The organism is Deinococcus murrayi DSM 11303 (genome assembly GCF_000482805.1).
GTDB lineage: Bacteria > Deinococcota > Deinococci > Deinococcales > Deinococcaceae > Deinococcus > Deinococcus murrayi.
The window spans coordinates 15983-28002 of the sequence record NZ_KI519502.1 but is presented as its reverse complement, the minus strand read 5'-3'; the positions used below and the strand labels follow the sequence as shown (position 1 = coordinate 28002).

The 12020-nt window shown below is 72.5% G+C and carries 15 protein-coding genes; 7 read left to right on the top strand and 8 right to left on the bottom strand.

Translation table 11 applies throughout. The features are described from left to right. Positions 1-429 carry a hypothetical protein gene (locus H565_RS0110510; protein ID WP_027460994.1) on the top strand — a complete coding sequence of 143 codons (429 nt, stop codon included), beginning with the start codon at positions 1-3 and terminating at the stop codon, positions 427-429. A 9-nt stretch (positions 430-438) separates the two neighbouring features. Then, entirely contained in the window at positions 439-1392 is a 954-nt protein-coding gene (gene meaB, locus H565_RS0110505; RefSeq protein WP_027460993.1) for a methylmalonyl Co-A mutase-associated GTPase MeaB, read from the top strand. 52 nt (positions 1393-1444) lie between these two features. Here meaB and H565_RS0110500 read toward each other — a convergent pair whose 3' ends face one another. Genes H565_RS0110500 through H565_RS0110485 form a run of 4 tightly spaced genes read right to left on the bottom strand, consistent with a single transcriptional unit; the run spans position 1445 to position 6151 of the window. Next, a complete protein-coding gene (locus tag H565_RS0110500) occupies positions 1445-2353 on the bottom strand; it encodes a ferritin-like domain-containing protein (RefSeq protein ID WP_027460992.1) in 909 nt (302 codons plus the stop codon). Positions 2354-2412: 59 nt separating this feature from the next. Further along, complete coding sequence (locus tag H565_RS0110495; RefSeq protein WP_027460991.1) at positions 2413-3321, bottom strand: adenylyltransferase/cytidyltransferase family protein; 909 nt, start codon at positions 3319-3321, stop codon at positions 2413-2415. Then, a complete protein-coding gene (gene pncB / locus H565_RS0110490) occupies positions 3318-4769 on the bottom strand; it encodes a nicotinate phosphoribosyltransferase (RefSeq protein ID WP_027460990.1) in 1452 nt (483 codons plus the stop codon). The genes H565_RS0110495 and pncB overlap by 4 nt, the downstream gene beginning before the upstream one ends. Then, positions 4766-6151 (bottom strand): MFS transporter, encoded by a 1386-nt coding sequence (locus H565_RS0110485; protein ID WP_051363550.1) that lies wholly within the window; start codon positions 6149-6151, stop codon positions 4766-4768. The genes pncB and H565_RS0110485 overlap by 4 nt, the downstream gene beginning before the upstream one ends. Positions 6152-6242: 91 nt before the next feature. Between H565_RS0110485 and nadE the strand changes: the two genes are divergently transcribed. Next, positions 6243-7085 carry an ammonia-dependent NAD(+) synthetase gene (gene nadE, locus H565_RS0110480; protein ID WP_027460988.1) on the top strand — a complete coding sequence of 281 codons (843 nt, stop codon included), beginning with the start codon at positions 6243-6245 and terminating at the stop codon, positions 7083-7085. Here nadE and H565_RS16625 read toward each other — a convergent pair. The 3 genes from H565_RS16625 to trxC are packed head-to-tail and all read right to left on the bottom strand — an operon-like array spanning position 7082 to position 8318. Continuing rightward, a complete protein-coding gene (locus H565_RS16625) occupies positions 7082-7255 on the bottom strand; it encodes a hypothetical protein (RefSeq protein WP_162472463.1) in 174 nt (57 codons plus the stop codon). The two genes, nadE and H565_RS16625, sit on opposite strands and share 4 nt — an antisense overlap. Next, complete coding sequence (locus tag H565_RS16455) at positions 7252-7866, bottom strand: hypothetical protein (protein WP_027460986.1); 615 nt, start codon at positions 7864-7866, stop codon at positions 7252-7254. Before H565_RS16455 ends, H565_RS16625 begins: the two co-directional genes overlap by 4 nt. A 29-nt stretch (positions 7867-7895) precedes the next feature. Beyond that, a complete protein-coding gene (trxC, locus tag H565_RS0110465; RefSeq protein ID WP_027460985.1) occupies positions 7896-8318 on the bottom strand; it encodes a thioredoxin TrxC in 423 nt (140 codons plus the stop codon). An 81-nt stretch (positions 8319-8399) separates the two neighbouring features. Here trxC and purB point away from each other — a divergent pair, with 81 nt between their 5' ends. Both purB and H565_RS0110455 read left to right on the top strand, forming a co-directional pair. Further along, entirely contained in the window at positions 8400-9707 is a 1308-nt protein-coding gene (purB, locus tag H565_RS0110460) for an adenylosuccinate lyase (protein ID WP_027460984.1), read from the top strand. A 10-nt stretch (positions 9708-9717) separates the two neighbouring features. Beyond that, entirely contained in the window at positions 9718-10626 is a 909-nt protein-coding gene (locus H565_RS0110455) for a hypothetical protein (protein WP_027460983.1), read from the top strand. A 3-nt stretch (positions 10627-10629) separates the two neighbouring features. Here H565_RS0110455 and H565_RS0110450 read toward each other — a convergent pair whose 3' ends face one another. After that, positions 10630-11100 (bottom strand): response regulator, encoded by a 471-nt coding sequence (locus H565_RS0110450; protein WP_027460982.1) that lies wholly within the window; start codon positions 11098-11100, stop codon positions 10630-10632. A gap of 152 nt (positions 11101-11252) precedes the next feature. On the opposite strand from H565_RS0110450, the gene H565_RS0110445 reads away from it, so the two are divergent. Further along, on the top strand, positions 11253-11684 hold the full coding sequence (locus H565_RS0110445) for a DinB family protein (RefSeq protein WP_027460981.1): 432 nt from the start codon (positions 11253-11255) through the stop codon (positions 11682-11684). A 3-nt stretch (positions 11685-11687) separates the two neighbouring features. After that, positions 11688-11999, top strand: coding sequence for a GNAT family N-acetyltransferase (locus H565_RS0110440; protein WP_027460980.1), 312 nt, complete (start codon positions 11688-11690; stop codon positions 11997-11999). Positions 12000-12020 lie beyond the last annotated feature (21 nt).

Below are 12020 nucleotides of genomic sequence, written 5' to 3'. Positions count from 1 at the left end.
ATGAAACGCCTGCTCCTCCCCCTGCTCTGCCTCGCGCCCCTCGCCGCCGCACAAGCCCCCCACCTGCCCCCGGTGCCGGGCCTGCCCGCCCGCACGGTGACGGCCCGCCCCGTCGTGGTGGGGGACCTGCGAACCTGCACCGTGGAGGACCTGCGGCTGACCGTGGACCGCGGGGGGCGGGTGCGCTTCCTGACCCACGGCCACCGCTTCCCCGACAACACGCTCGTGGTGCGCCAGAGCTACGACCGCGCCGGGCGACTGGCCGGGGTCCGGGTCGAGTGGAACGGCTTTGCCGGGCGGCTGCTGGACGTACGGGGCGTGTTCGACGCGCGGGGCCGCCTGGTTCGCGAGACGGGGGAGCGCCGCGCCGGGGTGACCACGCCGCTGCGGAGCTTTCTCCAGCCCGTGCCGAGGAACGCAAAGTGTTGATGGTTGGTCATGCCTGAGCATCCCCTCGCCCCTCCCCTGCTCGCGGGCGACCGCCGCGCCCTGGCCCGCGCCATCACCCTGACCGAATCCACCCGGCCCGACCACGAGGCGCAGGCGCAATCCCTCCTCGCGGGGCTGCTGCCGCACACCGGGCGCAGCATCCGGGTGGGCCTGACCGGGGTGCCGGGGGTGGGCAAGAGCACGCTCATCGAGGCGCTGGGGCTGCACCTCGCGGACGCGGGGCACCGGGTGGCCGTGCTCGCGGTGGACCCGTCGAGCGCCCGCACGGGCGGCTCTATCATGGGCGACAAGACGCGGATGCCCCGGCTGACGGTTCACCCGAACGCCTACATCCGCCCCAGCCCCAGCCGGGGCACCCTGGGGGGCGTGGCCCGGCGCACCCGCGAGGTGATTTTGCTGTGCGAGGCCGCCGGGTATGACGTGGTCCTCGTCGAGACGGTGGGCGTGGGCCAGAGCGAGACGCAGGTCGCCGCGATGACCGACCTCTTCGTGCTGCTCACCCTGCCCAACGCGGGGGACGAGCTTCAGGGCATCAAGCGCGGCATCATGGAACTCGCGGACCTGTGCGTGGTGAACAAGGCGGACCTCGACCCCAAAGCGGCCACCCGCGCCCAGACCGAGCTGACGGCGGCCCTGCGGCTGCTCACCCCGCGCGGTGCCCCCTGGCGGCCCCGCGTCCTGCAAGCGTCGGCGGCGACGGGCGCGGGCATCCCAGAGCTGTGGGCGGCGGTGGAGGCGTACCGGGGGACGGTGGACCTCGCCGCGAAGCGCCGCGAGCAGACGGGCGCTTGGTTTGACGAGTTGCTGCGCGAGGCGGCGTGGCGGGCCTTTCAGGCGGGGCTGGACCCCGCGCGGCTGCGCGAGCTGCGCGGAGAGGTGCTGGCCGGGAGGCAGACACCGGTGCAGGGGGTCCAGGCCCTGCTTTCCTCTGTTCCGGCCTAAAGGAAGGCCGCCCCCAACCCGAAGCGGCCCCCTTCGCTGCCCCCCCCTCCCGTTACTTGATGGTCCCGTTCAGTCCGTTCGGGTAGAACCCGCCACGCCGCGCTCCGGGGGCGAGGTACACGATGTTGAGCACCTCGCGGGTGCTGCGCCCGTAGCCCACGGCGTTCGCATCGGCGGGAGCGAAGACGGCGTTGCCCCGCGCGTCGCTGAGGCCCGCGTCCTTGCCGCCGCCGACCTTGCCACGCAGGTTGCTGATGGCCTGCACGACCTGGCCGACGTACAGCCCCGCCGCCGCACTGACCTGCCGCTGTTCGTACAGCATGGAGCGCACCGCGCCGCCGTGATACGCCTCGACGGCCAGGATGCCCGCCGCCGCCTGGAGATAGGCGGGGTTGGTGATCAGCGGGGCCGCGCCCGTGTAGGCCGTCACACCCACGTCCTCGAAGATGAAGGCCCCGTGCAGGAAGAAGAGGTCGTTCGCGTAGGGATTGAAGCCCTTGATCGCTCCGCCACTCGCGGCCTGCCCCGCTGCGTCAAAGGCCCCCGCGAGGTCGAGGACCGGGCGCGGCGCGGCGGCCTTGCCCAGCGCCCCATAGAGGAACTTGACGTGCTGGAACTCGTCTTCCGCGATGGAACGGGCCAGGGCCTGCACGTTGCTGTCCTTGAATTGCATCCCGCGCGTGCGGTCGAGGCTGGCGGGCAGCCGAATCTCCGCTCCGCCCCCGATGGCCCGCAGCTCGTTCACGCGGCCCACGGCGGCGAGGTAAAAGGCCGCCTCCAGATATTCCAGATTCAAGGCGAAGTTCAGCACGTCCACGTCGATGTTCTTAGAGGGCGCGGCCAGCACCGAGCTTCCGGCCAGGCCGAAGGCGGCGGCCCCCAGGCCAAGTTTGCCCAGGGTGCCCAGGGCAGCGCGGCGGTTGAGGGGGGTGGGGGCAGCAGCGGTGTCGTCGTGGGTCATGGCATTCCTCCGGGAAGGGGCCGAGTGTCTCTCGGTCCGGTCAACGGGGAATAAGCGGCTTAGCCCAGGCTGGATGAGGAAGCGGCCCCGCCGAGCAGCTGCATGAAGATCACATGATGGTCCTCGTGAAAGCGGCGCGGAGTCCGCAGGGCGAGGGCGAGGGGCACCGGGCGGGCGGAAAACGCGGCGGGTACGGACCCCCGGTACACGTGCGCGGTCGTTGGGGCGACGAGGGCGCGGGCGGGGTGGGCGAACTCTGCGCCGCCCGTCGCCGTCTCGCCAGGCGGCAGCACCCGCCCCGGCAGTTCCCACAGGCCAACCCCGATGGGGTCGCGCCGGGTGTGCAGCCAGACCCTTCCCCCCTCGACCCTCAGCCAACGTTCCTCGTGCAGGTGGGTGCCGGGGGGCAGGGCGGCGCGGGCGGCCTCCACCGCCGCCCATTCGGCCCGCAGGCGGGGGTAGGCGGGCGTCCGCGCAAAGCGGGTGAGGAACACGCGCACCGCCTCCGGCACCCCCGGCGGCAGCGCTCGCCCGGTCAAGTAAGCCGCCCGCACGTCGGTCGCGTTCAGCCCCGGCACCTCCGGCACGGGCAGGCGGCCCCAGCCAGGAAACCAGCGCAGGTAAGCGGTGCTGGCGTCCTTTTCAAAGCCGACGAGGGACACCGGGGCACCCTCCCCCAACGCCTCTGCCGCCGCTCGCCGCACGTCTGCCGCCCAGAGTTCGGCGTCGAAACGGTCGGCCAGGGGGCGCAACGTCACCCGGCGCACGTCGGCCCCCGCCTCCCGCAAGGCCCGCCGCAGCATCCCCGCCCGCTCGGCGGCGCTGAAGGGGTTTTTGACCGAGCGGGCGAGGTTGGCGCTTCCCAGCAGCACGAGCAGGTGCGGGGCGTGAGCCAGCGCGTGCCCCATGCTCGCCAGGTGCGCCGCGTGGGGGGGCTGAAAGCGGCCCACATAGACGGCCCCGCTCAAAGCTGGAGGTGCCCGCGCAGTTCTTCCGCCACCCGGTCGCGCAGCGCCGCCACGTCGTCCGCCAGGCCCACCCGGTAGACGTGCGGGTTGAGCAGCCGCCGGGTTCCCGCCGGAAGCCGGGCGAGGTCGGCGCGGGCGCGGGCCTGAAGGTCCGGCAAGGGTTCAGGAGCGTGGGTGCGGTCTCCCCCCTCCATCACGACCTCGCGGGCGGGCCGCCAGTCCAACCCCCCCGGCACCCGCGAGAAGCGCAGCGGGTTGACGGGGTCGCTCACCCGGTCGCCGGGGCGCGGGGCCTCGCCCAGGGTGAGGGCGTCGAGGGCGTAACTGCCGTCCGGCTCCAGCGCCCGCCACACGGCCTTTTCTCCGGGCAGGCTGGATTTGCGCGGCTCGCCGGTCAGCTTCATCTTGGGCACGCCGCCGAGCTGAGCGAGCTTGTAGACGCCGCCCAGCGCCCCGCCCCCCTCGCCACCTGCCGTGACGAGCTGGGTGCCCACCCCGTAGACGTCGACCCGCCCGCCTTCGGCGATGACCGACGCGATCACCGACTCCGAGAGGTCGTTGCTGGCCACAATCTTCACGCCAGGAAAGCCCGCCTCGTCGAAAGCGGCCCGCACCCGGCGCGACAGGTAGGCGAGGTCGCCGCTGTCGAGCCGCACGCCACGCAGTTCAAAGCCGCGCTCGCGCAACTCGCGGGCGACGGTCAGGGCATTGGGCAGGCCGCTGCGGAGGGTGTCCACCGTGTCCAGCAGCAAGACGGTGCTCTCCGGATACAGCTCGGCATAGGCGCGGAAGGCCGTCAGCTCATCGGGGAAGCTCTCCACCCAGGCGTGGGCGTGGGTGCCGCTGACGGGCAGGCCGTAGCGCCGCCCCGCCTCCACGTTGGAGGTGCCCACCGCGCCGCCCACGTAAGCGGCCCGCGCCGCGCTCAGCGCCCCGTCTGGCCCCTGCGCCCGCCGGGTGCCGAACTCGACGACCTGCCCCCCGTGCGGGCTGCTCTCTGCCACGAGGACGCAGCGGGCGGCTTTGGTCGCCACCAGGGTCTGAAAGTTCAGGGTATTGAGCAGCGCCGTCTCGATGAGCTGCGCTTCCCACAGGGGCGCGTGGACGGTGAGCAGCGGCTCATGCGCGAAGACCACGCTGCCCTCGCGGAAGGCCGTCACCCTCCCGGAAAAACGCCAGTCGCGCAGTGCCCGCAGGAAATCGGGGCGAAACTGGCCCAGCCCCCCCAGGTAGGCAAGGTCCTCTTCGGAGAAGCGCAGGGTTTCTAGCCCCTCCAGCGCGGGTTCCAGCCCGGCCCACACCGCGAAGCCCCCCTGAAAGGGCAACTTGCGGAAGTACAGGTCAAAGACCGCCTCCTGCGTGTGCAGGCCGCGCTGCCAGTAGCCCTGCATCATCGTGAGCTGGTAGAGGTCGGTCAAGAGGGGGGTGGAAAAGCCGAGCGCCGTCATGCGCCCCCCTCCGGCAGGGCGCTGTCCCGGAGCTGCTGGCCCCGCGTCTCTATTCCAATCAGCCAGGCAAAGAGGGCAGCCCCGGCAAAGCAGGCCGCGAAGAGGCCCAGCGCGACCGCGAGCTGCCCGGTCAGCAGCAGCGCCCCCAGCGACGGCGAGAGCAGCGAGGCCAGGCGAGCCATGCTGCTCACGAAGCCCATCCCGGTCGTCCGCAGCGGGGTCGGGAAGAGTTCGGGCGTGTAGGCGTACAGCGCCCCCCACGCCCCCAGCAGCGCGAAGGAGAGCAGGGCCGACGTGCCCAGGACCGCCCCCGGTGTGCCCGCGAGCAGGAAGAGGAAGGCCGCCACCGACGACACCGCGAGGAATCCCGCCAGGGTCCCGCGCCGCCCCACCCGCTCGACCAGGTACGCCGCGAGCAAGTAACCCGGCACCTGCGCGAGCGCGAGCAGCAGGGTGGTGCGGTACACCGCGCCGAGGTCCATTCCCCCCGCCCGCAGGTAGGACGGCAGCCAGGTGAAGATGCCGTAGTAGCCCAGGCTGAGGCCGAACCACACCAGCGCCAGCAGCACGGTGCGCCGCCGCAGCGCCCCCGCGAGGAGGGCCGCCGGGGAGACGCGGGGCGCGGGGGGCGGGGCTTGCAAGGGCAGCTCTGGCAGGGCGGTGCCGTTCGCCCGCGCCACCCGCGCGAGGGCCGCCCGCGCCGCGGCGTGTTGCCCCCGCGCCAGCAACGAGCGGGGCGAATCGGGCACCCCCAGCCGGGCGAGCAGCCCCACCAGCCCCGGCAGCGCGGCGAGCGCGAGCAGCCAGCGCCAGCCCTCGGCGGGGTCAAAGAGGGTGCTCAGCCACCACGCCAGCCCCGCGACCGCCACCGTGCCCACCGCCCAGAAGCTCTCCAGGTACACCAAAAAGCGCCCCCGCCAGCGCGCCGGCACGAACTCGGCCATCATCGCGTAGTCCACCGGGAGGGTGCCCCCGATGGCAAACCCGGTCAGGAAGCGGGCCAGGGCCAGCCACCCCACCGACGGCGCAAAAGCCCCCGCGAGGCCAAAGACCACCCCCAGCGCCACGGTCGTCAAAAAGACCGCCCGCCGCCCGATGCGGTCGGCCAGCCAGCCCCAGAAGAGCGCCCCCACGAACATCCCCGCGAAAGTGGCCGTGAGCAGTCCCGTCGCCTGGGGCGAACCGCGCTCCAGCCCAAAGGCCGCCGAGACGCCCGGCAACGCGAAGCCCATCAGGAGGACCTCCATCGCGTCGGCGGCCCAGGTCAGCCCGCAGATGGCGAGCAGCCGCCACTGAAAGGGACCCAGGCCCAGGCGGTCGACCGCCGCGTCAAGCGAGAGGGCGGAGGCTCCAGCAGTCGGCAGGGGGGGAGCAGCGGTCATCGCCGCCGAGTGTACGTGACAGGGGGCACAAAGTGGGCGGGGAGCGGGACCTCTGTTCCCCACGCGGTTGCGCGGGCGCTAGCCTGGGGGCATGGCGACCCTGCGCGACCACATCCGCCGTGAGCTAGGCGTCCTCCCCGACATCGACCCCGCCGCCGAGGTGGAGCGCCGGGTGACCTTTCTGGCGGACTACCTGCGGGCGGCGGGGGCACGCGGCTTTGTCCTCGGCATCAGCGGGGGCCAGGACAGCACCCTGGCCGGGCGGCTGTGCCAGCTTGCCGCCGAGCGGGTGCGCGGGGAGGGGGGCGCGGCCACCTTCCTCGCCGTGCGGCTGCCCTACGGGGTGCAGGCGGACGAGGCGGATGCCCAGCGAGCGCTGGCGTTTATTCGGCCCGACCGCACGGTGACCGTGAACATCAAGGCGGCGGTGGACGCCTCGGCGGGGGCGGTGGCCGACGCGCTCGGCCAGCCCCTGCGCGACTTCGTGCGCGGCAACGTCAAGGCCCGCGAGCGGATGGTCGCCCAGTACGCCCTCGCCGGGCAGGAGGGCCTGCTGGTCGTGGGCACCGACCACGCGGCGGAGGCGCTGACGGGCTTTTTCACGAAGTACGGCGACGGCGGCGTGGACCTCACCCCCCTGACGGGGCTTACCAAGCGGCAGGGGGCGCAGCTCCTCGCGCACCTCGGTGCCCCCGAAGCCACCTGGCGCAAGGTGCCCACCGCCGACCTCGAAGACGACCGCCCCGGCCTCCCCGACGAGGTCGCGCTGGGGGTCACCTACGCGCAGATTGACGCCTACCTCGAAGGCCGCGAGGTGCCGGGGGACGTGGCCGCGCGGCTGGAGCGGCTGTACCTGGCCACCCGGCACAAGCGCACCACGCCCGTCACGCCCTTTGAGGACTGGTGGCGCGAGGACGGGGGGCGCGAGGGCTAATCCCCCTCCCGCGCCGCCCGCAGCAGCCAGACGCCCAGCAGGTTAAAGGCGACCACGAAGAGCAAGGACCCCAGGGCCGCCGTCCACTCGCCGCGCCCCAGTTGCCACACCAGCGCCATCCCGCCCCCCAGGTTGAGGGTGACCAGCAACGTGATGAGGAGGGCCGTCATGCCCCGCCCTTCCATTCGTCGGCCCGGCTTTGCGCGTCGGCGGCGGCCCGCTCGTCCCCGGCTTCGCGGAAGAGGGCGGCGGACTCCTGATAGGCGGCCCGCGCCCCGGCCTGGTCCCCCTCATGCGCGGCGAGGTCCCCTCGCGCCCGGTGCAGGCAGCCCAATGTCATCGGATCGTCGGCGGCATGGGCGTCCGCCAGGGCTTCTTCCAGCGCGGCGCAGGCCTGCCCGACCTCCCCCAGCGCGAGGTGGCACACGGTAAGTTCGTACCCGTTCACGGCGCGTTTCCAGGGCTGCTCGGTTTCCGGCAAGGCCCCGATCAGCGCCCGTTCCTCCGCAAATAGCCGGAGTGCCGCCCGGTGCTCGCCCGCCAGCCGCTCCACCATGCCGAGCTGGTGCACGGCGATGTGCTCCCAGGGGTCGCCCGCGTGGGCCTGCCGCAGCCGCCCGTAGACCTCACGCGCTCCGGCGGGGTCGCCCGTGTAGGCCAGCACGTACCCCAGCGCCATCTGCCCCTCGCGGGAGGCGAGGAGGTCGGGGTCAGCCTCCAGGCGCTCCCGCGCTCCCTCCCAGTCCTCGCGCCCTACAGCGGCCCAGACCTCTGGCAACATGGCTCAGGATAAGGCGCGGGAGGCCGGGCCTAGCCCGCAAGTGCGGCGAGCCGCTCCAGCAGCGCCGCCTTGGGCACCGCCCCGACCACCGTGTCGGCCACCTCGCCGCCCCGCATCAGCAGCAGGGTGGGGATGCTGCGAACCCCATAGCGAGCCGCCGACTGCGGGTTTTCGTCGACGTTGACCTTGACGACGCGCACCTTCCCGGCGCGTTCGCGGGCGACCTCCTCCAGCACTGGCCCCATCACCCGGCAGGGGCCGCACCACGGTGCCCAGAAGTCCACGAGGACGGGCACCGGGGCCTGGATGTCCTCCTGAAAGGTGGCGTCGGTGCCGTCGTGCAGCCAGGGCAGGGCCGACCCGCAGCGGGCGCAGACGGGCACCTGCCCGGCGGGAGGAGCAGCAACGCGGTTCTTGGCCCCGCACGCGGCGCAAGTGAGGAGATGGCTCATGGCCCAGAGAAAGCAGACCGCACCGGGGGGGATGGTGCTCCGGCTCACGGGCCGCGCCCCGGCTGGGGTACGCTGCCGGGCGTGATTGACCGCTACCTGACCCCGGAGATGAAGACGCTGTGGAGCGAGGCGAGCAAGTACCGCGCCTGGCTGCGGGTGGAACTCGCCGCGATGGAGGCGCAGGCCCGGCACGGCGAGGTGCCGCCCGCGGCCTTCCACGCCCTGAGCGCCCGAGCCGCCGCCGACCCCCTCGACGACGCCTTTGCCGCGCGGGTGGCCGAAATAGAGGCCGTCACCCGGCACGACATCGTCGCCTTTACCCGCGCCCTGACCGAGCGCTACGGGGAGGAAGCCCGCTTCATCCACCACGGCCTGACGAGCACCGACGTGGTGGACACCGCCCAGAACCTGCTGCTGGACGAAGCCCTGGGCCTCATCGTGGCCGACGTGGAGGCGCTGCGGGAGGTCTGCCGCACGCAGGCCGTCACCCACAAGCACACGCCCACCGTGGGCCGCACCCACGGCATCCACGCCGAGCCGATGACCTTTGGGCTGAAGTTTCTGAACTGGATGGCGACCTTAGGCCGCGACCTGGAGCGGCTGCAATCGGCCCGCGGGCGGGTGCGGGTGGTCATGCTGTCGGGGTCGGTGGGCACCTACGCGCACGTCTCCCCGCAGATTGAAGAGGAGGTCGCCGCCGCCTGGGGCTGGCAGGCCGCGCCCGTCACGAACCAGACCCTCGCCCGCGACCGTCATGCGGAGGTGCTGTCGGCCCTCGCCATCCTGGGCACCACGCTGGAAAAGATTGCGGTCGAGATTCGTCACCTCCAGCGCAGCGAGGTGCGCGAGGCGATGGAACCTTTCGGCAAGGGACAGACGGGCAGCAGCTCAATGCCCCACAAGAAAAATCCCATCCTGACCGAGAACGTGACTGGCCTCGCCCGCCTCCTGCGCGGCTACCTGACGACCGGGCTGGAGAACGTGGCCCTGTGGCACGAGCGCGACATCTCCCACTCCAGCGCCGAGCGGGTCATCTTGCCCGACGCCACGAGTGCGGCGAGCTACGCGACCCGTCGCCTGACCGGGGTGCTGCGGGACCTGGTGGTCTTTCCAGAGCGGATGCTGCGGAACCTGAACGACCTCGGCGGGCTGGTCTTTTCCCAGCGGGTGCTGCACGCCCTCATCGACGAGAAGGGCCTGAGCCGCGAGGCCGCCTACGACCTCGTGCAGCGAAACGCCCTGCGGAGCTGGGAGACGGGCGAGGGCCTGCGCGAGTTGCTGGCGGCGGACGCGGCGAACCCGCTCTCGGAGGCCGAGCTGGACGCCGCCTTTGACCTGAACTGGTACCTGCGGCACGTGGACGCCATCTACGCCCGCTTCGGGCTGTGAGGGGGAGCGGATGAGCGAGAAGGTCTCGGTCGCCCTGCTGGGGGGCGACACCCCCCAGGGGGCCGAGTTCCTGCGGCTGGCGCTGGGACATCCCCGGCTGGAGGTGACCGGGGTGAGCGCCCGCGCCCAGGCCAGGCAGCCCGTCGCGGAGCGGTACCCCACCCTGCGCGGGGTCACCCGCCTGAGCTTTTGCGCCGCCGCCGAGCTGGGAGGGGCCGACGTGCTCGTGCTGGCGGACACGGTGGAGGATGGCCCGCAGGAGGGCACCCGCCTCACGCTGGACCTCACCCGCCGCCGGGTGACCGAGGCCCTGACCCCCGGTTCGGGCTGGGTGTACGGCCTCCCAGAGCGGACGCGCTCAGCGCTGCGCGGGGCCACGCAGGTGGCCGCCCCCGGCGACCTCGCGACCGCCGCCGTGCTGACGCTCGCGCCGCTGCTGGAGCGGGGGGTGCTGCTGCCGCGTGGCCTGCGCCTGACCGAACTGCGGGGAGCGTCCGCGCCCGCCTTTGGGGTGGGCCATGACCAAGCCACTGAAATCGCCCGCGCCCTGCCGGGCCGCTTCCCACTGGAGTTCACGGCGGCGGGGCTGCCGGGTTTGAACGGGCTGCTGCTGCTCGCCGAAGCCTGGGTACCCGACGGCTACAGCGACCGCGACGTCTGGAGCGCCTTCCGCGAGGCCTATGCCGGCGAGGCGTTCGTGCGGCTGTTGCCGGGCGACCCCCCCGACCCCGCCCGGCTGCGGGGCACCCCCTTCCTCGAACTGGGGGCCACCCTTGACCTCGACTCCGGGCGGGTGCTCCTCACGGCGGCGCTCGACCCCAGGGGACGCGGGGGGGCGGGCCAGGCCCTCCAGAGCCTCAATCTCGCTCTGGGCTGGCCGGAGGGCACCGGGCTGGGGTTTACCGGATTCCTCCCCTGACCCTCACGCCGGATGGGGCGGCACCCGCACAATGCTGAGCATGTAACGCCCCAGCGCCTGAATCGCCAGGTAAAAATGGGCGAAGTCGATGGGCTTAACCACGTAGCTCGCCGCGTGCGCCTGGTAAGAACGCAGGATGTCCTCGTCGGCCTGGCTGGTCGTGAGGACAATCACCGGGATGGTCATGAGGGAAGGGTCACGCTTGAGGTCCTCGAGCACCTCCAGCCCGTTCTTGCGCGGCATGTTGATGTCGAGCAGGATGACATCGGGGCGCGGGGCCTCCTCGTAACCCGGAGCGCGGCGCAGAAAGTCGAGGGCCTCGACCCCGTCGCGGGCCACATGCAGGCGGTTGGAAACCCCCGCCGCCGCAAACGCTTCCTGGGTCAGGATGATGTCAGGTTCACTGTCCTCGACGAGCAGGATTTCGATGGGGGTGGCGCTTGCCGGGGGCTGGAGGGGGTCTGCCGTACTCATGGTGCACTCCTCTGTTCTCTCGCGCCTCAGTCTGCGCGTTGGCCCTCTTCCCCACGCTGAGGGGCGCTTCACACGGGCGAAAGGCAGCCTTGACCTCGCCTTGACGGTCGTGCCCGCTGAAGCCCGCGCTGGCCCTGCCGTACCCTGGGCGCATGAACCTCTTGCAGGGTGCTTTTGGCGGCACCAGCTTTCCCGACCCCGAACAGTTGCTCGCGGACCTGAGCTGGGCACAAGCCTCCCGGACTCTCCCCGGCGTGCCCTACACCCTGGCTGGAGTGCTCGCGCACCTCGCGGTGACGGCGCGGGCCAGCCTTGACCTCGCGGCGGGGCGGGCGGCAGCGTGGCCCGAAGCCCTCGACGTGTGGCCGGAGGTCTCGGACGAGTCGGCTTTTGTCACCCTCCTCGCCCAGCTGCGGCTGGGGCTGACCGAGGCCCGCGCCCTGGCCGACGCGCCTTCGGAGCGGGCGCGGGACATCCTGACCGACCTCGCCGCCCACAGCGCCTATCACTGGGGTCAGGTCGCGCTGCTGCGGCGGGTGCTGGGTGCCCCCCCGCACAGCGAGAACGGCGGGGCTGTACCCTGAGCCATGACGAGCGAACCGCAGGTGGTCCACAACGAGGCCGAGCGCCGCTACGAGCTGCGTTCGGGGGATGAGGTGCTGGGCTTTGCCGAGTACCGCCCGGCGGGGGAAGCGCTGATGTTCAGCCACACCGAAATCGACCCCGCCCACGAGGGCAAGGGGTTCGGCTCGCGGCTGGTGCGCGGCGCCCTCGACGACGTCCGCGCCCAGGGCCGGGGGGTCGTGCCGATGTGCCCCTTCGTGGCCTCGTTTATCCGCGAGCACCGCGAGTACGTGGACCTGGTGCCGCCGGGACAGCGCGGGGTGGTTGGGCTGTAGGAGCGGGGGATTACGCCACTT